Source organism: Streptomyces sp. DH-12, from assembly GCF_002899455.1.
Taxonomy (GTDB): domain Bacteria; phylum Actinomycetota; class Actinomycetes; order Streptomycetales; family Streptomycetaceae; genus Streptomyces.
Map to the genome: position 1 here is coordinate 1,929,491 of NZ_PPFB01000001.1, position 22,384 is coordinate 1,951,874.

General features: G+C 70.0%; 14 protein-coding genes. 2 read left to right on the plus strand and 12 right to left on the minus strand.

Annotated elements, in window-relative coordinates; genetic code table 11:
* Window positions 1–14: 14 nt before the first annotated feature.
* From C1708_RS07545 to ngcE, 9 genes are all read right to left on the minus strand, one after another.
* Window positions 15–1,535 (minus strand): amino acid permease, encoded by a 1,521-nt coding sequence (locus tag C1708_RS07545; protein ID WP_106411924.1) that lies wholly within the window; start codon window positions 1,533–1,535, stop codon window positions 15–17.
* 182 nt (window positions 1,536–1,717) lie between these two features.
* A complete protein-coding gene (gene dxs, locus C1708_RS07550) occupies window positions 1,718–3,652 on the minus strand; it encodes a 1-deoxy-D-xylulose-5-phosphate synthase (protein WP_106411925.1) in 1,935 nt (644 codons plus the stop codon).
* Window positions 3,653–3,920: 268 nt separating this feature from the next.
* Window positions 3,921–5,216 carry a sugar ABC transporter permease gene (locus C1708_RS07555; RefSeq protein WP_106411926.1) on the minus strand — a complete coding sequence of 432 codons (1,296 nt, stop codon included), beginning with the start codon at window positions 5,214–5,216 and terminating at the stop codon, window positions 3,921–3,923.
* Entirely contained in the window at window positions 5,213–6,004 is a 792-nt protein-coding gene (locus C1708_RS07560; RefSeq protein WP_198602424.1) for an ATP-binding cassette domain-containing protein, read from the minus strand. The genes C1708_RS07555 and C1708_RS07560 overlap by 4 nt, the downstream gene beginning before the upstream one ends.
* Before the next feature lie 178 nt (window positions 6,005–6,182).
* Window positions 6,183–7,286, minus strand: a complete 1,104-nt coding sequence (locus C1708_RS07565) for an ABC transporter substrate-binding protein (RefSeq protein ID WP_198602703.1) — start codon at window positions 7,284–7,286, stop codon at window positions 6,183–6,185.
* 134 nt (window positions 7,287–7,420) lie between these two features.
* Window positions 7,421–8,632 (minus strand): ROK family transcriptional regulator, encoded by a 1,212-nt coding sequence (locus C1708_RS07570; RefSeq protein WP_106416205.1) that lies wholly within the window; start codon window positions 8,630–8,632, stop codon window positions 7,421–7,423.
* Between the two features lie 183 nt (window positions 8,633–8,815).
* A complete protein-coding gene (locus tag C1708_RS07575; RefSeq protein ID WP_106411929.1) occupies window positions 8,816–9,751 on the minus strand; it encodes a carbohydrate ABC transporter permease in 936 nt (311 codons plus the stop codon).
* A gap of 16 nt (window positions 9,752–9,767) precedes the next feature.
* The gene (locus tag C1708_RS07580) at window positions 9,768–10,697 is read right to left on the minus strand and encodes a carbohydrate ABC transporter permease (protein WP_106411930.1); all 930 of its coding nucleotides are present in this window, start codon (window positions 10,695–10,697) and stop codon (window positions 9,768–9,770) included.
* Between the two features lie 77 nt (window positions 10,698–10,774).
* Window positions 10,775–12,229, minus strand: coding sequence for an N-acetylglucosamine/diacetylchitobiose ABC transporter substrate-binding protein (gene ngcE, locus C1708_RS07585; RefSeq protein ID WP_106411931.1), 1,455 nt, complete (start codon window positions 12,227–12,229; stop codon window positions 10,775–10,777).
* A gap of 376 nt (window positions 12,230–12,605) precedes the next feature.
* On the opposite strand from ngcE, the gene C1708_RS07590 reads away from it, so the two are divergent.
* Both C1708_RS07590 and C1708_RS07595 read left to right on the plus strand, forming a co-directional pair.
* Window positions 12,606–16,409 (plus strand): GH92 family glycosyl hydrolase, encoded by a 3,804-nt coding sequence (locus C1708_RS07590; RefSeq protein WP_106411932.1) that lies wholly within the window; start codon window positions 12,606–12,608, stop codon window positions 16,407–16,409.
* 118 nt (window positions 16,410–16,527) lie between these two features.
* A complete protein-coding gene (locus C1708_RS07595; RefSeq protein ID WP_106411933.1) occupies window positions 16,528–18,492 on the plus strand; it encodes an alpha-glucuronidase in 1,965 nt (654 codons plus the stop codon).
* Here C1708_RS07595 and C1708_RS07600 read toward each other — a convergent pair.
* Genes C1708_RS07600 through C1708_RS07610 form a run of 3 tightly spaced genes read right to left on the minus strand, consistent with a single transcriptional unit; the run spans window position 18,438 to window position 22,359 of the window.
* Entirely contained in the window at window positions 18,438–19,190 is a 753-nt protein-coding gene (locus C1708_RS07600) for a hypothetical protein (protein ID WP_241911197.1), read from the minus strand. The two genes, C1708_RS07595 and C1708_RS07600, sit on opposite strands and share 55 nt — an antisense overlap.
* On the minus strand, window positions 19,187–20,704 hold the full coding sequence (locus C1708_RS07605; RefSeq protein WP_106411934.1) for a GH39 family glycosyl hydrolase: 1,518 nt from the start codon (window positions 20,702–20,704) through the stop codon (window positions 19,187–19,189). Before C1708_RS07605 ends, C1708_RS07600 begins: the two co-directional genes overlap by 4 nt.
* Complete coding sequence (locus tag C1708_RS07610) at window positions 20,701–22,359, minus strand: ABC transporter substrate-binding protein (RefSeq protein ID WP_106411935.1); 1,659 nt, start codon at window positions 22,357–22,359, stop codon at window positions 20,701–20,703. The genes C1708_RS07605 and C1708_RS07610 overlap by 4 nt, the downstream gene beginning before the upstream one ends.
* Between the last annotated feature and the right edge of the window lie 25 nt (window positions 22,360–22,384).

Sequence of the window (22,384 nt, forward strand, 5' to 3'; positions counted from 1 at the left end):
GCGGACCGGCCGGGTCAGCCGGATCCCCCGCCGGAGGATCCGGCGGCGCCGGGCTCCGCGTCCTTCCCGCGCGCCAGCCGGCTGTGGCGGCGGCTGTAGAGGAAGTACACGACGACGCCGATCGCCATCCAGACGCCGAACCGGATCCAGGTCTCGGCGGGCAGGTTGAGCATCAGCCACAGCGAGGCCGCCACCGACACGATCGGCAGCACCGGCACCCACGGGGCGCGGAAGGCGCGGGGCAGGTCGGGCCGGGTGCGGCGGAGGATGAGCACGCTGATCGCGACGATGACGAAGGCGAACAGCGTGCCGATGTTCACCAGCGCGGCCAGTTCGTTGAGCGGGGTGAAGCCGGCCAGCACCGCGATGAGGACGCCGAGCAGGATGGTCGGCCGGTGCGGGGTCTTGAAGCGCGGGTGGACCCGGGAGAAGAAGCGGGGCAGCAGCCCGTCGCGGCTCATCGCGAAGAACACCCGGGTCTGGCCGAGCAGCAGGATCATGCAGACGGTCGTCAGGCCGACGGCGGCCCCGAAGCTGATGAAGCCGGCGAACCAGGGATGTCCGGTGGCCTTGAACGCGTCCGCGAGCGGGGCGTCCACGGACAGTTCGGTGTAGTGCTGCATGCCGGTGACGACGATCGACACCAGGACGTACAGCAGGGTGCAGATGAACAGCGAGCCGAGGATGCCGCGGGGCATGTCGCGCTGCGGGTTCTTGGTCTCCTCCGCGGCCGTGGCGACGATGTCGAAGCCGATGAAGGCGAAGAAGACCACCGAGGCGGCGGTGAAGATGCCCATCACGCCGAAGTTGGCCGGGGCCCAGCCGAACATCAGCTGGATCAGCGGGGAGTCGAGGCTCTGCCCGGCCGGGACGGGCTGGGCGGGCGGGATGAACGGGTCGTAGTTGTCGGCGGTGATGAAGAAGGCGCCGGCGATGATCACGACCAGCACGACGGTCACCTTGACGGCGACGACGACCGAGGTGACCCGGGCGGACAGCTTCATGCCGAGGACGAGGACGCCGGTGAGCACCAGCACCAGGACGGCGGCGAGGATGTCGAAGCCGAACACGTCGGAGCCCTCGCGGCTGCCGAGCACCGCGGGCATCTCCCACCCGGCGTTCTCCATGAGCGACTGGATGTAGCCCGACCAGCCGACGGCCACCACCGCCGTGCCGAGCGCGAACTCCAGGACCAGGTCCCAGCCGATGATCCAGGCCGGCAGCTCGCCCAGGGAGGCGTACGAGAACGTGTACGCGGAGCCCGCCACGGGGACGGTGGAGGCGAACTCGGCGTAGCAGAGCGCGGCGAGCGCGCAGACGACACCGGCCACCGCGAAGGCCAGGGCGGTGGCCGGCCCGGCGTTGTCCTTGGCGACCGTACCGGTGAGGACGAAGATGCCGGTGCCGATGATGACGCCGACGCCGAAGACGGTGAGATCCAGCGCGGACAGGGACTTCTTGAGGGCGTGCTCGGGCTCCTCGGTGTCGCGGATGGACTCCTCCACCTTCTTCGTCCGGAAGAGGGGGCTTGTCACGGGTACCTCCCACGCTTGTCGTCCTCGACATGATCGAGAGGGGGCGTGACGCGCATGCCCCGACGCGGGCGCCTTCACGCGAGCGGGCCGCGCGCGCCACTCTTCACAGTGGCACGCGCGGCCCGTCCGGACCACGTGAGCGCGACCGGCCCCGTGAGGGCGTGTCGCGCGCGGACGGCGGGTCAGTCCCGGGCGGGCTCCACCGAGTCGACGGCGTCCGCGGAGGAGCGCTCGTACTTCCCGTCCAGCTTGGCCACGAGGCCGGTGACCTGGCGGGCGACGTCCGGGGCGGTCAGCCCGATCTCGGCGAGCACCTCGGCGCGCGAGGCGTGGTCGAGGAAGCGCGGCGGGATGCCGAAGTCGCGCAGCGGCATGTCCACCCCGGCGTCGCGCAGCGCCTGGGCGACGGCGGAGCCGACACCGCCGACGCGCGAGTTGTCCTCGACGGTGACGACGACGCGGTGCTTCGCGGCGAGCGGGGCCATGGCCTCGTCGACGGGCTTGACCCAGCGCGGGTCGACGACGGTGGTGGAGATGCCCTGCCGGTCCAGCAGCGACGCGACCTCCAGGCACATCGGCGCGAGCGCTCCCACGGAGACCAGCAGCACGTCGGGGGTGTCGGTGCCGGGCTCGCGCAGCACGTCCATGCCGCCGACGCGGCCCACCGCGGGCACGGCGGGGCCGACGGCGCCCTTGGAGAAGCGCACCACGGTGGGGGCGTCCTCGACGGCGACGGCCTCGCGGAGCTGGGCGCGCACCTGGTCGGCGTCGCGCGGGGCGGCGAGCCGGAGGCCGGGCACGACCTGGAGGATCGACATGTCCCACATGCCGTTGTGGGAGGCGCCGTCGGTGCCGGTGACGCCGGCCCGGTCCAGCACGAAGGTCACCCCGCACCGGTGCAGGGCCACGTCCATGAGCACCTGGTCGAAGGCGCGGTTCAGGAAGGTGGCGTACACGGCGAAGACGGGGTGGACGCCCGCGTGGGCGAGGCCGGCGGCGGAGACCGCGCCGTGCTGCTCGGCGATGCCGACGTCGTAGACCCGGTCGGGGAAGCGCTTGGCGAACTTGTCGAGGCCGACCGGCTGGAGCATGGCGGCGGTGATGGCGACGACGTCCTCGCGCTCCTCGCCGAGCTTGACCATCTCCTCGCCGAAGACGGACGTCCAGTCGGCGCCCGAGGTGGCGATCGGCAGGCCCGTGTCGGGGTGGATCTTGCCGACGGCGTGGAAGCGGTCCGCCTCGTCCTGGAGGGCGGGCTGGTAGCCGCGGCCCTTCTCGGTGATGCAGTGCACGATCACCGGGCCGTTGAACCGCTTGGCGCGGGCCAGCGCGGACTCCAGGGCCTCGATGTCGTGGCCGTCGATGGGGCCGACGTACTTCAGGCCGAGGTCCTCGAACATGCCCTGCGGGGCGATGAAGTCCTTCAGGCCCTTCTTCGCGCCGTGCAGGGTGTCGTAGAGGGCCTGGCCGACGACCGGGGTGCGCTCCAGGAGGTCCTTGGTGCGGGTCAGGAAGCGCTCGTAGCCGTCGGTGGTGCGCAGGGTCGCCAGGTGGTTGGCGAGGCCGCCGATGGTGGGCGAGTAGGAGCGCTCGTTGTCGTTGACGACGATGACCAGCGGGCGGTCCTTGGCGTCGGCGATGTTGTTGAGCGCCTCCCAGGCCATGCCGCCGGTGAGGGCGCCGTCGCCGATGACCGCGACGACGTGGCTGTCGTCGCGCTTCATGAGCTGGTTGGCCTTGGCGATGCCGTCGGCCCAGCCGAGGACGGTGGAGGCGTGGCTGTTCTCGATGACGTCGTGCTCGGACTCGGCCTGCGAGGGGTAGCCCGAGAGGCCGCCCTTCATCTTCAGCTTGGAGAAGTCCTGCCGGCCGGTCAGCAGTTTGTGCACGTAGGACTGGTGGCCGGTGTCCCAGAGGACCTTGTCCTTGGGGGACTCGAACACCCGGTGCAGGGCGATGGTGAGCTCCACCACGCCGAGGTTGGGGCCGAGGTGGCCGCCGGTCTTGGAGACCGCGTCGACGAGAAAGGTCCGGATCTCCCCGGCCAGCTGGTCGAGCTCCTCCAGGGTGAGCCGGTCCAGATCGCGCGGTCCCCTGATGCGGGTCAGCAGCGGCACCCGTGCCTCCTTGCAGTAGAGCTGATCGAGCTGTTGCCGGGCGGGTCGAGTCTAATCTTCCGCTCAACCGATCGTTCCCGGGGCGGTGCGTCGTACGTCACCCGTTCGGCAGTACCCCGCATCCCGCCTCCTGCGACACGGCTGTGCCCGGCGCCTGAGGAGGCGCCGGGCACAGTCACGCCCCGAGGGGCGCGGCGCTCTGTCGGCGTGCGGCTTCGCCGCGTGGGCGCGAGCGGCCGATGACCGGCCCGCCGCCGACGAGCCGGGGCTAGGCCCGCCCCGCGGTCTTCTGCGTCTTCCGCGTCACCGCGTCGATGACGACGGTGGCGAGCAGCACACCACCGGTGATCATGTACTGCACCGGGGAGGCGATGCCCTCCAGCGCCAGTCCGTACTGGATGGACACGATGACCATCACACCGAGCAGCGCGTCCCACGTGCGGCCACGGCCGCCGAAGAGCGAGGTGCCGCCGATCACCGCCGCGGCGATGACGTTCATCAGGAACTCACCGGTACCGGCGCCCTGGTTCGCGGAGGCGATCTTCGAGGCGACGAACAGACCGCCCATCGCGGCGAAGGTGCCGGCGATCGCGAAGACCGAGATCCGGATCAGCTCCACGTTGATGCCGGCCCGGCGGGACGCCTCGACGCTGCCGCCGAGCGCGAACACCTTGCGGCCGTAGGAGGTGCGGCGCAGCACGAAGTCCGTGAGGACCAGGAAGGCCAGGAAGATCACCACGGCCAGCGGCAGACCCTTGTACTGGTTGAACACGATCGCGACGGCGAAGGCCAGGATCGCGAGCAGCGCCGTCCGCACGATGATCTCGTTCAGCGGGCGGGAGGGCACCCCGGCGGCCTCACGGCGGCGGTTGTCGAAGAACGCGGCGAGGAAGTACGCCACGGTCGCGAACAGCGCCAGACCGTACGCGGCGGCCACGTCGGTGAAGTAGTAGCTGGTCAGCTTGACGACCAGGCCCTCGGAGTCCAGGTTGATGGTGCCGTTGTCACCGAGGATCTGGAGCATGAAGCCCTGCCAGAACAGCAGGCCGGCGAGGGTGACGGCGAAGGCGGGCACGCCGATCCGGGCGAAGATGAAGCCGTGGATCGCACCGGCGACGGTGCCCGTGAGGATCGCCAGCACCAGGGCCAGGATCTCGTTCATGCCGTTCGTGATGTTCAGCACGGCGAACGTGGCGCCCGCGACACCGCTGACGGAACCGACCGACAGGTCGATCTCGCCGAGCAGCAGGACGAAGACGATGCCGACGGCGATCATGCCGGTGCCGACCATGGCGACGGACATGTCGGAGAAGTTGCCGGCGGTGAGGAAGTTGCCGTTCAGGCTGGTGAAGATGGCCCAGATGACCAGCAGGCCGACCACCACGGGTATGGAGCCGAGGTCACCCGCCTTCATCTTCCGCTTGAACTCGTTCCAGTAGCCCGCCAGCCCCTGTTCGCGCACCAGCAGCCGGGGGTCGACCGCGGTGACCGCCTTGGCGGCCGCGTCGGGGTTCGCCACGGAGTGGTCCTCGGCGGCGGGGGTGGAGGTCTTCTCGGTGCTCACTTCGTGATCTCCCCATTGGTGCGCGCCGCACGACGGGTCACGGCGTTGTCCGTGGCGCCCGTGATGGCGGAGATGATTTCTTCCTGCGAGGTCGACTTGACCTCGAAGACGCCGTTGTTGCGTCCGAGACGCAGGACGGCGACCTTGTCCGCCACGGCCTTCACGTCCGCCATGTTGTGGCTGATGAGGATGACCGCGTGGCCGCGCTCGCGCAGCCGCTCGACCAGGTCGAGGACCTGTGCGGTCTGCTCGACGCCGAGGGCGGCGGTGGGCTCGTCCAGGATGACCAGCTTGGGCTCGCCGAGCATGGACCGGGCGATGGCGACCACCTGGCGCTGCCCACCGGACAGCGAGGCGATCGGGATGCGGACGCTGGGGATGCGGATCGACAGGGTGTCGAGGAGCTCGCGGGAGCGGCGCTCCATCTCCACCTCGTCCAGGACGCCGCGCCTGCGCAGCTCCCGGCCCAGGTAGAGGTTGCCGACGACGTCGATGTTGTCGCACAGCGCGAGGTCCTGGTACACCGTCGCGATGCCCAGGTTCTGGGCGTCGTGCGGCTTGCTGATCTGCACGGGCCTGCCGTCCCACTCGATGACGCCTTCATCGATGGGGTGCACGCCGGCGATCGTCTTGACCAGCGTGGACTTTCCGGCACCGTTGTCGCCCACCAGGGCGACCACTTCACCGGCGTGGACCTCAAGCTCGACGTCGGTGAGCGCCTGGACGGCACCGAACCGCTTGGAGACCCCGCGCAACGCCAGCACGGGCGTAGCGGACACGTGAACCATCTCCTTCGCCGCCTGACCCGGCGGGAGGTTGTGCAAGGGATTGGGGGGGTGTTCCGTCCGGCGCCCCGCGTAGCTTGCGGGGCTGATGTGTGCGGGGCGCCGGCGGAAGCGCGTGGCAGTCGTCCCGTCGGGGAGTCCGGGTCTGCGGACTCCCCTTGTCGACGGGCGGCGGGACTGCTTACTTGAGGCCGATCTTGTCGCAGGCGGCCTTGTACTTGCCGGCGCAGATCTCCTGGACGGTGTAGATGCCGTCCTTGATCACGGTGTCGTTGATGTTGTCCTGGGTCAGCGAGACGACCGGGACGATCACCGACGGGATCCCCTTGGTGGTGGGGCTGTCGACCTTGTCCTTGGCGATGGAGTCCAGCGACTTGCCCTGGGCCAGCGCGACGGCCATCTCCGCGGCGACCTCCGCCTCCTGCGGGTACGGCTTGTAGACGCTCATGTACTGCTCACCGGTCACGATGCGCTGCACGCCCGCGAGTTCGGCGTCCTGGCCGGTGACCGGGATGTTCTTCATGCCCGCGGCCTTGAGGGCGGTGATGATGCCGCCCGCCATGCCGTCGTTGGCGGAGTAGACGCCGACGATCTTGTCCTTGCCGAGGGCGGAGATGGCGCCCTCCATGTTGGCGTTGGCGTTCTCGGGCTTCCACTCCTTGGTGTCGTACTCGCGCCCGATCTTGACCTTGCCGTCGAGGACGGAGTGCGCGCCCTCCTTGAACATGGCGGCGTTCGGGTCGGTGGAGGAGCCGTTCATCATGACGATCTGGCCGTCCTTGGCCTTGTCGCCCAGCGCCTCGAGCAGGGCCTCGCCCTGCGTCTTGCCGACGGTCACGTTGTCGAACGACGTGTAGGCGTCGATCGGGCCCTCGGCGAGGCGGTCGTAGGCGACGACGGGGATGCCCGCGTCCTTGGCCTTCTTCACGGAGCCGGCGATGGCCTTGGAGTCCACCGCGTCCACGATGAGCACGTCGACCTTGTTGGTCACCATCGTGTCGACCTGCTGGTTCTGCAGGCTGGCGTCCTGCTTGGCGTTGGCGTAGACCACCTCGCCCTTGTTGTTCGTGAGCTCCTTGACCTTCTTCTCGATCAAGGGCTTGTCGAGCTTCTCGTACCGCGCGGTCTGGTTCTCCGGCAGGAGCAGACCGACCTTGATGTCGTCACCCTTGGCGGCGGCGGATTCACCCGAGTCGCTCTTGTCGCCGGACTCCGCGGCGCTGCCACAGGCGGCGAGCGAGACGGCCATCGCACCCGCGGCGATGGCGAAGGCGGCACGACGCATACGCGTGTTCACTTCTACAAACCTCCCTGACGAGGCCGCGTCGTTGCGGCCGAGGTGGCTGGAAGTCAACTCGGCCACACGTGCGACGTCAAGAAGTAAATCCTTAACGAGATGGCAACGGTGCCATCCGTTCTCTAAGTGAAGGCAGGGGCGGACGCGGCGAGGGTCCCCGTCGCAGTTCCGTCCAGAAGGGTCGAATCGCCCATCTCGCTCAGCGCCAGGGCGAGGGCGCCCAGCACCTCCGCGCGGCCCCCGAGTGCCCCTGGAAGAACGGAGAGTTGACGCGCGGCACTGGGGATGGCGTAGCGTCCCACGGACTCCCTTATGGGGGCCAGGACCAGCTCGCCGGCCTCGGCCAGATCGCCGCCGAGCACGACTCGGCTCGGGTTCAGGAGATTGCACAGATTGGCGACACCGCTGCCGATGTGACGGCCCACGTCGGCGATCACCCGGCGGCATCCCGGGTCGCCGTCCCGGGCCAGCCGTACGACGCCCTCCATGGTCAAGTCCGTGCCGTGGCTGGGCTGGAGGAGCGGCAGCACGTAGCGCGCGGCCGTGAAGGTCTCCAGGCAGCCGCGGTTGCCGCAGCGGCAGACCGGGCCGGACTCGTCGAGGGTGATGTGCCCGATCTCGCCCGCGGTGCCGCCCGGACCGCGGTAGATCTTCCCGCTGATCACCAGGCCGGCGCCGACACCGCTGGCGACCTTGATGTACGCCAGGTCGCGCACGCCCCGGCCGCTGCCCCAGACCATCTCGCCGAGGGCGCCGAGGTTGGCGTCGTTGTCCACGTGCACCGGCACGCCGAGCCGCCCCCGCAGCTCCTCGGCGGGACGGGTCCCGGACCAGCCGGGCAGGATCGCGGTGGACCCGAGGGTGCCGGACTCGACGTCGATCGGGCCGGGCACGCCGAGCCCGACGCCCGCGACCTTGGACCGGTCCACCCCGGTGGCCTCGATCAGCCGGTCGACCAGCTGTTCCGCCCGGTCGAAGCCCTGGGAGGAGGAGGCGTCCACGTCCAGCGGCTCGGACTCCTCCGCCAGCACCTGGTGAGCGAGGTTGCCCACCGCGACCCGCAGGTGGGTGTGGCCGAAGTCGACCCCGATGACGATGCCGGCGTCCCCGCTGAGCGACACGCTGCGGGCCCGGCGTCCCCCCGCCGACGTGGGAGTCACCTCGACCGTGCCGCGCTCCTTGAGCTCCCGGACGATGTTGGAGACCGTGGCCGCGGACAGTCCGGTCGTCCTCGCGATCTCCGCCTGGGTGAGGGACCCCGCCAGACGTACTGCCCGGACGACCCGCTCCAGGTTGGCTCGGTGCAGCGACGACTGCGACCCGGGAGTCTCCACGACGACCTCCTGCGCGCGGGGCCGCTTCGGCGGGGCCCCGTTCATGTCCAACTAGTGAACTCTAAGCTGAGCCGTTCGGGTCGCCTCCCGTCAAGAGGTTGAACCGTTTCCGGGCGCACGGACCTACGCGCACACGCCGCTCCCTGGGGCGGGAGCGGCGTGTGAGGGGCGGGTTCCGCTGCGTTACTTCAAGGTGGCGGAGGTGAGGCCGGCCTGCACCTGCCGCTGGAAGGACAGGTAGACCACCAGCATGGGCACCATGGCGATGGTCACGCCGGCGAAGAGCACCGGCAGGTCGGAGGCGTAGCCCTGCTGCTGCTGGAGCTGGATGAGGCCCTGGGTGAGCACGTAGCGCTCCGGGTCGTCACCGCTCTGCGGCTGCATCAGCACGGTCGGCAGGATGTACTGGTTCCACTGGCCGAGCGTGTTGAAGATCCCGACGCTGATCAGTCCGGGCTTGGCCATCGGCAGCATGACCTGGAAGAACGTCCGGGTGTGCGAGGCGCCGTCCAGGATCGCCGCCTCGAAGACCGCCGTGGGCAGGGTCCGGAAGAAGGCGTGCATGAAGAACACCGTGAACGGCAGCGAGTAGGCCACGTACACCAGGGCCAGGCCGTGGTAGGTGTTCAGCATGTCGAGCCGCTTGACCATGAAGAACAGCGGCACGAGGGCGAGGAACACGGGGAACATCGCGCCCGCGACGAAGAAGTAGTACAGCAGGCGGTTGCCCCGGAACTCGTAGCGGGCCAGCACGTAGGCGGCCATCGAGCCGAACAGCATGGTCAGCGGCACCGAGATCACCAGCACGATCACGGTGCTGGTGAAGTAGTCGCCGATGCCCTTCTCCCAGGCGCGGGAGAAGACGCCGAGGTCCCAGTTCTGCGGCCAGCCGAAGGCCGAGGCGCCGATCTGCGCGTCGGTCTTGAAACTGCTCAGCACCAGCCACAGCAGCGGCAGCACGATCAGCACCGCCCACACGGCGAGGAAGCCGTGCGAGAAGACGTTCAGCACCACGCCCTCGCCGCGCCGGTCGCCGGGGCGGACGGCGCCCTTGCTCACCGGGGGCGGGGGCGGGGTGGAGTCGCCGGCGGGGGCGGTTTCCTTCAGGGGTGCGCTCATCGTCGTTGCTCCGCCCTCAGAACTCGATGCGCTCGCGACGGGTGGCGCGCAGCATGACCACGGACACGATCAGGGTGAGGAGCAGCATGACCACGCCCATGGCGCAGGCGTAGCCGCTGCGGCCGTACAGCAGGAAGTTGCGCATCATCACGGTGGACATGACCTCGCTGTGGTGGTCGGGTCCGCCGCCGTAGTCGCCGGCGGTCATGGTGGAGACCAGGATGAACATGTCCATCGCCGCGATGCCGAGGTAGACCCAGGCGGTCTGCACGGAGTCCCAGAGCAGCGGCAGGGTGATGCGGAAGAACGACTGGGTGCGGCTCGCCCCGTCGATCAGGGCGGCCTCGTAGATGTCCTTGGGAATGGACTGCATGGCCGCGGAGAAAAGCACCAGATAGAAGCCGACGCCGTGCCAGACGACGACCGCCATGAGGGCCCACAGCACGACGTCCGGCTCGTTGAGCCATTCCACCGGATTGCTCGCGTCGACCAGTCCGAGTTCGATCAGGAGGCCGTTCAGCATGCCGCCGCCGTCGCTGCGGTAGACGGCGCCGAAGAGGACGGCGAGAATCGCCAGCGACAGCACCTGCGGGAAGAAATAGATCACCCGGTAGTACTTCGATCCGGCGACTCCGGAGACCCCTCCGGAACGGCCGCGTCCGCCCGCGTTCAGCATGAACGCGAAGAACAGCGCGAGCAGAATGGTGATCACCGGGATGAACACCAGGAACAGGATGTTGTGCCAGATGGCACCCATGAAGATGTCGTCCTCGAACAACGTCGTGTAGTTGTCCAGGCCGATGAACTCGAAGGTCTGCGACTGTCCCTTCCAGTCGGTCAGCGAATAGCCGAAGGTCTGGATGTACGGCCAGATCACGAAGATCAGATAGAGCGCCACGGGAAAGAGGAGAAATCCCGCGACGAACCGGTGCTGCCCTGTGCGCATGGCGTCCCTGCCCCTGGGTGTGGCCGCCGCGGACCGGGATCCCTTCCCGGTCCGCGGCGGTCGTCGGTCGAGCGAGATCAGTCGCGGCGGTTCTTCTTCGAGGCCGGGTCCTTGGCCTGCTTGTCGACCGCGGCCTGGGCCCGCTTGAGCCATTCCTTGGGCTGGATGCGCCGGGCCATCAGCTCGTTGGAGGCGTTCTCGATGGCGGCGCCCATCTCGCTGTACCACTCGGTGTACAGGTAGCGGAAGGTGTTGTCGCCGGCCGCCTTGGTCGCCTCGACCGTGGACTGGGTGCCCGGCCGCAGCTCGACGCCGGGGTCGACGCCGTCCTTGAGGATGGTCAGCGAGTTGGCCTCCTTGGCGAACAGCGTCGACCACTCCCTGGAGAGCATCATCCGCATGAACTCCTTGGCCGCGGGCTGGTTCCTGGCCTTGGACGGGATGATGAAGGGCTCGCCGGAGCCGGCCCGGATCGCCTCGAACGGCAGGGCGCTGCCGGGCAGCAGCGGCATCGGCAGGAACTTCATGTCGAAGTCGTCCGGCGTCGTCTTGAGCTGCTCGTTCTCGAGCCAGGAGCCGCTGGTGATGAACGCGGCCTTGTACTGGTTCCAGCGGGTCTGCGACTCGGTGTGGGTCAGGCCGTTGGTGCCGGGCATCAAGTAGCCCTTCTCCACGACCTCGTAGATCGCCTCGATGGCCTCCGTGGCGGCGTCGGAGCCGACGAACGCCTTGGGGTCGAGGTTGTCGATCGCCTTCATGGCGTCCAGGCCGCCCTTCTTGGCGATCAGGTCCATGATGGCGACGTTGATGTAGTACGGGAACTTGCCCTGGTGGGCGAGGCCGCCGATGCCCTGCGCCTTGGCGTCCGCGCAGACGGCGAGGAAGTCCGCCCAGGTCTTCGGCGGCTCCCAGCCCTTCTCCTGGAAGAGCTTGCCGGAGTACCACAGGCCCCACACCGTGTAGATGTAGTTGAGGGCGACGACCTTGCCCTCCTGCATGCCGGTGTCGAGCGTGCCGGGGATGAGGGTGTCGCGCACCTTGGTGCCGGGGTCGTCGATCGACGGGGCGTCCAGCACCTCGGCGAGGTCCAGGAGCTGGCCGTTCCTGTACAGCACGTCGATCGGGATCTGCTGGGCGCCGGAGTCGTCGACGATGTCCGGCGGGTTGCCGGCGTTGAAGCGGGGCTGGAGCTTGCCCGTGATCTCCTGGGTGCCGGTGTGGACCGACGTCACTCCCCATTTCTTCTCGAACGAGGCTTCCCAGGCTTTCGCGTAGTCGTCGCCGTAACCGCCCTTGAAGATGACGATGTCGAGTTTGCTGCCTTCCTTGACGCCGAAGGGGTTGGATTCGGTCGTCTCGCCCTTGTTGTCACCGGAGTCGTCCTCCCCGCCGCCGCCGCTGGCACAGGCGGACAGGAAGCTCATCGTGGGGACGGACAGCAGGCCGAGTGCGGCGGACCGTTTGATCAGGTCACGGCGCCCCACACCACTCGTGTCACCGGTGCCGTTGCTGCCGACGGAAGTGGATCCCATGCTCAAGTCCTCGCCTTCTCCAGGACTCAGGCGGTGAACCGGATCCTTCCCGGCACCGCGTTCGGGTCAAGCTGGGTCGTGCAGGAAGTGCGGCTGGTACGGGTCGGGTGCGGTGAAGATTGCCCCGGAGTGCCGACAGGTATAGTCCACTTCACGCCGACGGAGCAAGATCGAATGCAAGGTTCCCCTTACGTCTTTTCCGAGTTGAGACCTCACGGAAATAAGAGCCTCGGGCGCCTTGCGCAACGGAAAAGTCCGCGCCATCGTCGGCGAATGCGCCCATCAACCCCCTTGACATCATCGGTCACTTGACCCACTACTGGTCCTTGCGTACTGCAATTGACAACGTTGTCCAGCGCAGGGAGGGTGCTCGCGCATGCAACAGAGGGTTCGGCACAGATGGGGAAGGGCGGTCGTCGCGGCGACCGCCCTCGCCCTTGCCGCGGGCTCGCAGGGCGTCGCCGTGGCGCTGCCCGACGCGCCGCCGGGAACCGACCGGGAGTTCGCCTCGTCGTTCGAGTCCGGGGAGCCCGCCCCGGACTGGCTGAACACCGTGGAGACGACGCGCGGCGGCGCACGCGCCTCCGGCGTCGACGGCGGCTACAGCGCCGGCATACCCGGCAACATCACCGACGACGTCACGAACGTCCGCGCGAGCGCGGAGAACACCAGCGGCCGGGAGGTGAAGGAGCACCTCGTCGACAGCCTGGCCGGCACCAAGTGGCTGGCCTTCGAGCCCACCGCCTGGCTGGAGTTCGACTTCGACGCGCCGGTCGAGGTGCTGCGCTACGCGCTCACCTCCGCCAACGACCACGAGGAGCGCGACCCGCGCGACTGGACCCTCAAGGGCTCCGCCGACGGCGAGAACTGGACGACCCTCGACACCCGCTCGGGCGAGACGTTCGAGGAGCGCTTCCAGACGAAGACGTACCCGCTGGACGCGTCGGCCGTCGGCGCGTACCGGCACTTCCGGCTGGAGATCACCAGGAACGGCAGCGGCAACCTGGTGCAGCTCGCCGACGTGCAGTTCGCGGCCGGCGGCGAGGACGAACCGGTCCCCGGGAACATGCTGTCGCTGGTCGACCACGGCCCGACCGGCTCCCCGACCGCGAAGGCCCGGGCGGGCTTCACCGGCCTGCGGGCGCTGCGCTACGCCGGCCGGCACCTCGCCGACGGGCGGGCGTACTCGTACAACAAGGTGTTCGACGTCGACGTGAAGGTCGAGCGGGACACCCAGCTGTCCTACCGGGTCTTCCCGTCGATGGCGGACGGCGACCTCGACTACGACGCCACGAACGTCGCCGTCGACCTCGCCTTCACCGACGGCACCTACCTGAGCGACCTGCGCGCCACCGACCAGCACGGCTTTCCGCTCACCCCGCGCGGGCAGGGCGACGCCAAGGTGCTGTACGTCAATCAGTGGAACAACGTGGTCTCCCGGATCGGCTCGGTGGCCCGCGGCAAGACCGTCGACCGGATCCTGGTGGCGTACGACTCCCCCAAGGGCCCGGCGAAGTTCCGCGGCTGGCTGGACGACGTGGCGCTGAAGCGGGTGCGGCCCGAGCGGCCGAAGGCCCATCTGTCGGACTACGCGGTGACCACCCGCGGCACCCACTCCAGCGGCAGCTTCTCGCGCGGCAACACCTTCCCCGCGACGGCGGTGCCGCACGGTTTCAACTTCTGGACCCCGGTGACCAACGCCGGGTCGGACAGCTGGCTCTACGAGTACGCGGCGGACAACAACGACGACAACCTGCCCACGATCCAGGCGTTCAGCGCGAGCCACGAGCCGAGTCCCTGGATGGGCGACCGGCAGACCTTCCAGGTGATGCCGTCGGCCGCGGAGGGCGTGCCGGAGACCGGACGTGAGGCGCGCGAGCTGGCCTTCCGGCACGAGAACGAGACCGCCCGGCCGTACTACTACGGGGTGCGGTTCGAGAACGGCGTGAAGGCCGAGATGGCGCCGACGGACCACGCGGCGATGATGCGCTTCACCTTCCCCGGTGACGACGCGAGCGTGATCTTCGACAACGTCACCGACCAGGCGGGGCTGACGCTGGACGAGGAGAACTCCTCCTTCACCGGCTACTCCGACGTGAAGTCCGGTCTGTCCACCGGCGCGACCCGGATGTTCGTCTACGGCGAGTTCGACCGCAAGGCGGTCGACGGCGGCTCCCAGGGCGAGCGCGGCCACCTGCGCTTCGACGCGGGCGAGGACCGCACGGTCACCCTGCGCCTGGCCACCTCGCTGATCAGCGTCGACCAGGCGAAGGACAACCTGCGCCAGGAGATCGGGCGGAAGACCTCCTTCGAGAAGGTCAAGCGGGACGCGCAGCGCCAGTGGGACCGCATCCTCGGCAAGGTCGAGGTCGAGGGCGCCACGCCCGACCAGCTGACCACGCTCTACTCCAGCCTCTACCGGCTGTACCTGTACCCGAACTCGGGCTTCGAGAAGGTCGACGGAAAGTACAAGTACGCCTCGCCGTTCTCGAAGATGCCGGAGCAGGACACGCCGACCCGCACGGGCGCGAAGATCGTGGACGGCAAGGTGTACGTCAACAACGGCTTCTGGGACACCTACCGGACGACCTGGCCGGCGTACTCCTTCCTCACCCCGTCCAAGGCCGGTGAGCTGGTCGACGGGTTCGTGCAGCACTACAAGGACGGCGGCTGGACCTCGCGCTGGTCCTCCCCCGGTTACGCGGACCTGATGACCGGCACCTCCTCGGACGTGGCGTTCGCGGACGCCTACGTCAAGGGCGTCGACACCTTCGACGCGAAGGCCGCGTACGACGCGGCGGTGAAGAACGCCACCGTGGTGCCGCCGTCGTCCGGTGTGGGCCGCAAGGGCATGGCGACCTCGCCGTTCCTCGGCTACACCAGCACCGAGACCCACGAGGGCCTGTCCTGGGCCCTGGAGGGCTACCTCAACGACTACGGCATCGCCAGGATGGGCGAGGCGCTGTACGAGAAGACGGGTGACAAGCGCTACCAGGAGGAGTCCGCGTACTTCCTCGACCGGGCGCAGGACTACGTCAACCTGTTCGACTCCGAGGCGGGCTTCTTCCAGGGCCGCGACCTCGAGGGCGACTGGCGGGTGAAGTCCTCCGCGTACGACCCCCGGGTGTGGGGCTACGACTACACGGAGACCAACGGCTGGGGCTACGCGTTCACCGCCGCCCAGGACAGCCGGGGCCTCGCCAACCTGTACGGCGGGCGCAAGGGCCTCGCCGACAAGCTGGACGAGTACCTCTCCACGCCCGAGACGGCCTCCCCGGACCTCAAGGGCTCCTACGGCGGCGTCATCCACGAGATGATCGAGGCGCGCGACGTGCGGATGGGCATGTACGGCCACTCCAACCAGGTGGCCCACCACGCCCTGTACATGTACGACGCGGCCGGGCAGCCCTGGAAGACGCAGAAGAACGTGCGCGAGGTGCTGTCCCGTCTCTACACCGGCAGTGAGATCGGGCAGGGTTACCACGGCGACGAGGACAACGGCGAGCAGTCGGCCTGGTACCTGTTCTCCTCGCTCGGCTTCTACCCGCTGGTGATGGGCAGCGGCGAGTACGCCGTCGGCTCCCCGCTGTTCACGAAGATGACCGTGCACCTGGAGAACGGCCGCGACCTGGTCGTCAAGGCGCCGAGGAACAGCGCCGAGAACGTGTACGTGCAGGGGCTGAAGGTCAACGGCAAGCGGTGGAACTCCACGGCGCTGCCGCACTCGGTGATCGCCAGGGGCGGCGTGCTGGAGTTCGACATGGGCCCGCGCCCGTCGGCGTGGGGCACCGGCGAGAACGCGGCGCCGGTGTCGATCACCCAGGACGACGAGGTGCCCACGCCCCGCTCGGACGCGCTGAAGGGCGACGGCGCCCTGTTCGACAACACCTCGGCGACCGGCGCCACGGTCACCGCGGTCGACCTGCCGGTCGAGAAGGCCGCGAAGGCGGTGCAGTACACGCTGACCTCCTCCGACCGCACCAGGGCGCCCACCGGCTGGGTGCTCCAGGGCTCGGCGGACGGCACGGCGTGGCAGGACCTGGACCGGCGCACGGACGAGTCCTTCCGCTGGGACCGGCAGACCCGCGCCTTCTCGGTCGCCGAGCCGAAGGCGTACGCGCACTACCGGCTGGTGCTGACCGGTGAGGCGACGCTGGCGGAGGTGGAACTGCTGAGCTGACCCCCGCCCACCTGGCGGGCCCGGACCTGGTCCGGGCCCGCCTTCTTCTTGGGCTCACCCCTGGGTTTTCCGCCGGCCACGGGTACCTCCGGAGCACCCGGTGCACCAGAATGGAGCCATGACGGACTCGGGGGACTTCGACGCCGCCTGGCTGCCCGCCGCCGCGTTCCGCGCGGTCGGCACCCGGCGTTCGGTGCTGCGGGGCGTCACGGACCCCCTGGCGGACACGGTGCACGGTGAACTCGCCGACGCCTGCGCGCGGTTCGGCGGCGAGGTGACTCGGGACGGCGACGCGGTGGACGCCGATCTGGTCCTCGAGCTCACCGGCGGTGAACCGGCCGACGAGGGTTACACACTCCAACGCGGCGGCGGTACCACGACGTTGACCGCGTCCGGCGGGCGCGGGCTGCTGTACGGGCTGTTCCACGTCGTGCGGCTCGGCGAGGACGCCTTCGCCGGGGACCTTCCGCCGCGCACCCACCGGCCCGCGCTCGCCACCCGCATGCTGGACCACTGGGACAACGTGGCCGTGCACCCGGTGATGGGGCAGGTCGAGCGCGGCTACGCCGGCGGCTCCCTGTTCTGGGCGGACGGCCGGGCGCGCGGGGACCTCGGCCGGGTGCGGGCGTACGGCAGGCTGCTGGCCGCGTGCGGGATCAACGCCGTCGCCGTCAACAACGTCAACGTGCACGCCACGGAGGCGCGGCTGCTGACCGACCGGATCGGCGACGTGGCCGCGATCGCCGGCGCCCTGCGCCCGTACGGCATCCGCACGCACCTGTCGGTCAGCTTCGCCGCGCCGATGCCGCTGGGCGGGCTGCCCACCGCCGACCCGCTGGACGAGGCCGTACGCGACTGGTGGGCGGGGGCGACCGCCCGCGTGTACGAGGCGATCCCGGACTTCGGCGGGTACGTGGTCAAGGCCGACTCCGAGGGACAGCCCGGCCCCTTCGCCTACGGCCGCTCGCACGCCGACGGGGCGAACGTGCTGGCCGCCGCGCTGGAGCCGTACGGCGGCACGGTGCACTGGCGGGCCTTCGTCTACGACCACCGCCAGGACTGGCGGGACCGCTCGACCGACCGGGCGCGGGCCGCGTACGACCACTTCACCCCGCTGGACGGGGAGTTCGCGGACAACGCGGTGCTCCAGGTGAAGCACGGGCCGATGGACTTCCAGGTGCGCGAGCCGGTCTCCCCGCTGATCGGCGCGATGCCGGGGACCCGGCTCGCGGTGGAGCTCCAGGTGACCCAGGAGTACACCGGGCAGCAGCGGCACGTGTGCTGGCTGGGCCCGATGTGGAGCGAGGCGCTGCGGTTCCGCCCGGACGGCGAGGTGGCCGCCGGGCGGCTCGCGGACGGGCTGGTCGCGGTGTCCAACGCCGGTGACGACCGGTTCTGGACCGGGCACCCGCTCGCCCAGGCGAACCTGTACACCTTCGGGCGGCTGGCGTGGGACCCGGCGGCGGATCCGGGGGCCGTCCTCGACGAGTGGACCGCCCTCACCCACCCCGGCGCCCCGGACCGGCTGGCCGACGGGCTGCACGCGATCCTGGACGGCTCCTGGGCGACGTACGAGAAGTACACCGCGCCGCTCGGCGTGGGCTTCATGGTGCAGCCGGGCCACCACTACGGGCCGAGCGTGGACGGCTACGAGTACAGCCCGTGGGGCACCTATCACTTCGCCGACCGGGACGGCATCGGCGTCGACCGCTCCACCGCGACGGGCACCGGCTTCGCCGGGCAGTACGCCGAGCCGTGGGCGAAGCTCTACGAGTCCCCCGGCACCTGCCCCGACGAGCTGCTGCTGTTCTTCCACCACGTGCCCTACGGCCATGTGCTGCACAGCGGGAAGACGGTGATCCAGCACATCTACGACACCCACTTCGAGGGCGTGGAGGAGGCCGAGGAGGCCCGCCGGGTGTGGGCGGGCCTCGTGGACCTGGTGGAGCCGGAGCGGCACGCGCGGGTGGCCGGGCGGTTCGAGGAGCAGCTGCGCTGCGCCCGCGAGTGGCGGGACCAGATCAACAGCTACTTCCTGCGCAAGTCCGGGGTGCCGGACGCGCACGGGCGCACCATCCACTGAGGGCGGGAGCGGCCTCGGACCGTGAAGTGGTCCCGGGTCTCCTCGATCACCGGGCGGCTGCCGCGCAGCAGCGACAGCAGCAGCGGCGCGGCGAGCAGGGCGGGCAGCGCCTCGGTGAGCAGGGCGGTGCCGGCGGCCGTGAGGACCAGCAGCGACAGGGCGCCCGCGGTGGTCCGGGGGCGCCGCGCCAGGAAGTACGCGGCGAGGCGGGCGGTGTCGCGGGCGCGGAAGGCGAACAGGGCGGTCAGCACCAGCGCGTGGGCGCCCCACAGCAGGCTCCCGACGCCGATGACGGCGAGCAGGAACGCCCACCAGCCGGGCAGCCCGGTGGCCGGGAAGTGGGTGAGGGTGAACGCGATGACCGTGAGCCAGCCGAGCAGCGGCGTCCACAGCTTCAGCGCGGGGACGGCGTTGATCCGCCAGCCGCGCAGGAAGGCGCGGGCCGGGCGGAGTTCGGTGAGGTCACCGCTGCGGTGGTGCAGGGCGTAGAGGGCCGCGGCGGCGGACGGGCCGAGGGGCAGCAGACAGAGGGCGGCGAGCGGCAGGTTGGCGGGGTCGGGGGCGAGCAGGAAGAGACCGGCGAGGCCCGGCGCCGCGGTGAGCAGCAGCAGGGCCTCGACGGTGACGAGCGTGTGGATCAGCGCGGCGGCCCGGGAGAGCGGGCCGGTGCCGAAGGCGTCGGCGCGTACCGTGCTCACGGCGCCTCCCCGCCGAGCAGCCGCCGCTCGTCCCACCAGGGCGGGGTCTCGTCGTCCACCGGGGTCAGCTCGACGAGGGTGATCTCGTGGCGGGCGAGGGTGACGGTGAGGTCCGTCCGGCCGTCCTCGACGGGCAGCCGGCCGTGGCCGCGGGCGGGCTCGGCGGCCTCGTGCAGCACGTCGAGCTGACCGGGCCGCGGGGAGTGCGGGGAGCCCATGTGCCGCCAGGCGGTGTACGCGTTGCCGCGCTCCTCGTCGACGGAGGACCGGCGCGCGAACACCTCGCCGCGCCCCTCGCCGCCCACCGGGAGGGACAGGCGCAGGGTGTGCCGGTCCGGGCCCGGGGTGCGTCCCGAGGGGTCGACGGGGGCCCAGGCGAGGACGGTGATCCGTCCGTCGGGGTGCCGGGTCACCACGTGGTCGTCGCCGCGCGCGAGTCGTTCCTCCCCCATCCGGGCCATGAACGCGTACAGGTGGTAGGTGGGTTTGCGGATCTGGCGGTGGGTGAGCAGGCCGAACCCACCGTGGAACAGGGCGGTGGGGATGCCGGTCTCCTCGAAGACGTCGCTGAACGTCCAGTAGGAGAAGGAGTCGGCGTGGTCGCCGCCCGCCGCCACCACCGGAGCGAGGTAGGCGGCGTGGAAGGCGGTGTCGTGGATCAGGTTGTCGGGCCGGTAGGAGGAGTTGAACTCGGTGATGTGCACGGGCAGTCCGGCCAGGCGCGTTCCTCGGAGCGCCTTGCGCGGCTGGGCGAACTGGTCGAGCAGGGTGCTCGCCGGGGCCAGGGTCTGGTGGGTGCCGAACGGGACGTGCTGCGCGGGCCCGGAGGCGTAGGCGTGGCGGGACACGAAGTCCACGGGCACGTCACGGCGTTCGGCGAACTCGGCGAACCGCTCCAGCCAGCCGTCCGCGGCCGGCGACAGCGCGGGCCCGCCGACCGCGAGCTCCGCGTCCACCTCCTTCACGGTGTGCGCCGTCGCCTCGTACAGCCGGTGGTAGGCCGCCTCGTCGGCGTCCTGCCAGAACTGCGGCAGGTCCGGCTCGTTCCACACCTCGACGGGCCAGGTGCGCACCTCGGCGAGGCCGTGGCGGGCGATCAGGTGGGTGAGGACCGCGCGCACCAGGCGGGTCCACTCCTTCTCGTCGGCGGGCGGGGTGACGTTCCCCTCCCACCAGAACACCGTCTGCGTGCCCGAGGCCATCTCCCGCGGCATGAAACCGAGTTCGAGGAACGGGCGGATGCCGGCGGCGAGGCAGGCGTCGAGCACCTGGTCGAGGTAGGTGAACGAGTGGCGGGTGCGGCGGGCGCCCTGCCACGCGTAGGGGCGGTGGACGCCCATGCCGTCGCTGAGCAGGCCGTGGCCGCGCAGATGACGGAAGCCGATCTCGCGCTGGATCAGGGCGAGGGAGTCCTGGTGGTCGCGGCGCAGGGCGAGGTCGAGCCGGCCGGTGCCGACGCAGGCGCGCCAGGCGTCGGACAGCCGGCCGGCCGGCTCCGCGGGCACGCGGATCACGCGTTCTCCTTCTGGAACCGCTGGTACGCCTGGTTGTGCAGCTCGATGTACCGGTCCATGTTCTTGGCCCTGAGCTCCTTGACGTAGTCGTCCCACTCGGACAGCGGGCGCTTGCCGAGCACGAAGCGCAGGGCGTTCTGGGTGACGTGGTCCTTCAGCGGGGTGTCCCAGAGGGTGGCCTGTTCCTGCTCCTCGGCGCGCAGCGGGTGCGGCGGGTCGGCGGGCAGCTCCTTGCGCGCGGCCATCGCTTCGGTGAACTTCTTCTCGTCCGGCCCGAAGGAGGAGGACACCAGGGCCCAGCTGCCGCCGTAGGTGAACACGCCGTTGTGGAAGCCGAAGTCCTTCTGCAGGTCCTTCGGGGCGTCCGGGTCGGAGCCCATGAGGGAGATGCCGGGCCTGAGTGCGTAGCCCGCGGCGCCGGAGCGGGTGAACGTGGTGTTCTCCACGCCCCACTTGCAGAACTCCTGGCCGGCGTCGGAGTACCAGAGCCAGTCCACGAACTGCATCAGGGCGACGAAGTCGTCCCGCTCCAGCGCCTTGCTGGAGATCATCATGCCGTTCTCCAGGCGCGCGCCGCCCATGACGACCGGGCCCGCCGGGCCGAGCGGCACCGGGATCATCTCGATGGTGGCGCCTTTGACCTGCCGCTGGAGGTTGTAGCGGTAGTTCTGCACCAGTTCCTGCGCGTTGGCGCTGATCGCGAAGGACCTCTCCCCCAGCAGCTTCTCGACCGCCTCCTCGTCGGTCTGGGTGAAGCTCTCCGGGTCCATCAGTTTCTCGGCGACCAGCGTGCGCAGGTACTCCACGACCCGGCGGAAGGCGTCCGTCGCGCCGGTGAAGACGAACTGCTCCGCCTCGGCGTCCCAGGTGGTGTTCAGGTACGACCAGCCGGCCCGGACGCCGTGCGCCTGGCCGAGGTACTGGAACAGCGCGCCCGCCGGGAACGGGGTGTTGGTGCTCCAGCGGTCGGTGAACGGGTAGCGGTCCGGGTACTCCTCACGGAGCGCCTTGAGGGTCGTGTACACCTCGTCCCAGGTGGCCGGCAGGGCCAGTCCGTGCCTGGCGAGGACGTCGGTGCGGAAGGACAGCGAGTACTGCTGGCGCACCTTCTCGTGGAGTCCGGGGAGCAGGTAGGAGCGGCCGTCGGACTGGCGCAGCGAGTCGACCTCCGGCTGGAGGTTCCATCTCTTGACCTTCTCCTGGAAGTTGGGCATCAGGTCGGCGTACTCGCTGACCGGCAGGACGGCTCCGGAGGAGACGAACGCCGTCTCCGCGCCCGGGTAGGTCTTGGGGATCAGCAGCGGGGCGTCGCCCGCGCCGATGAGGAGGCTGCGCTTCTTCTCGTAGTCGCTCAGCGGGACCGGGGTGGCGTCCAGGGTGACGCCGGTGCGCCGGGTGAGCTCTTTCCAGAACAGCCAGCTCTCCTTCATCGGGTAGACCGGGTTGTCGTTGTGCAGGACGGTGAAGGTGAGCGGTTCGGTGGCCTTGAACTGCTGTCCGGCGCGGTAGTTCCTCATGGCGCCCGTGCGTTTCTTCGACAGGTCCTTGGCGTCCTCGCCGTCGCCGCCACTGCCGCAGCCGGTGAGCGTGGCGAGGCCGATGAAGCCCGCGGCGGCGAGGATCTGGCGCCGGGAGAGCTGTCCGGTGTTCTTCACGGGGACTCCTGGGGGGTGGAGGGGG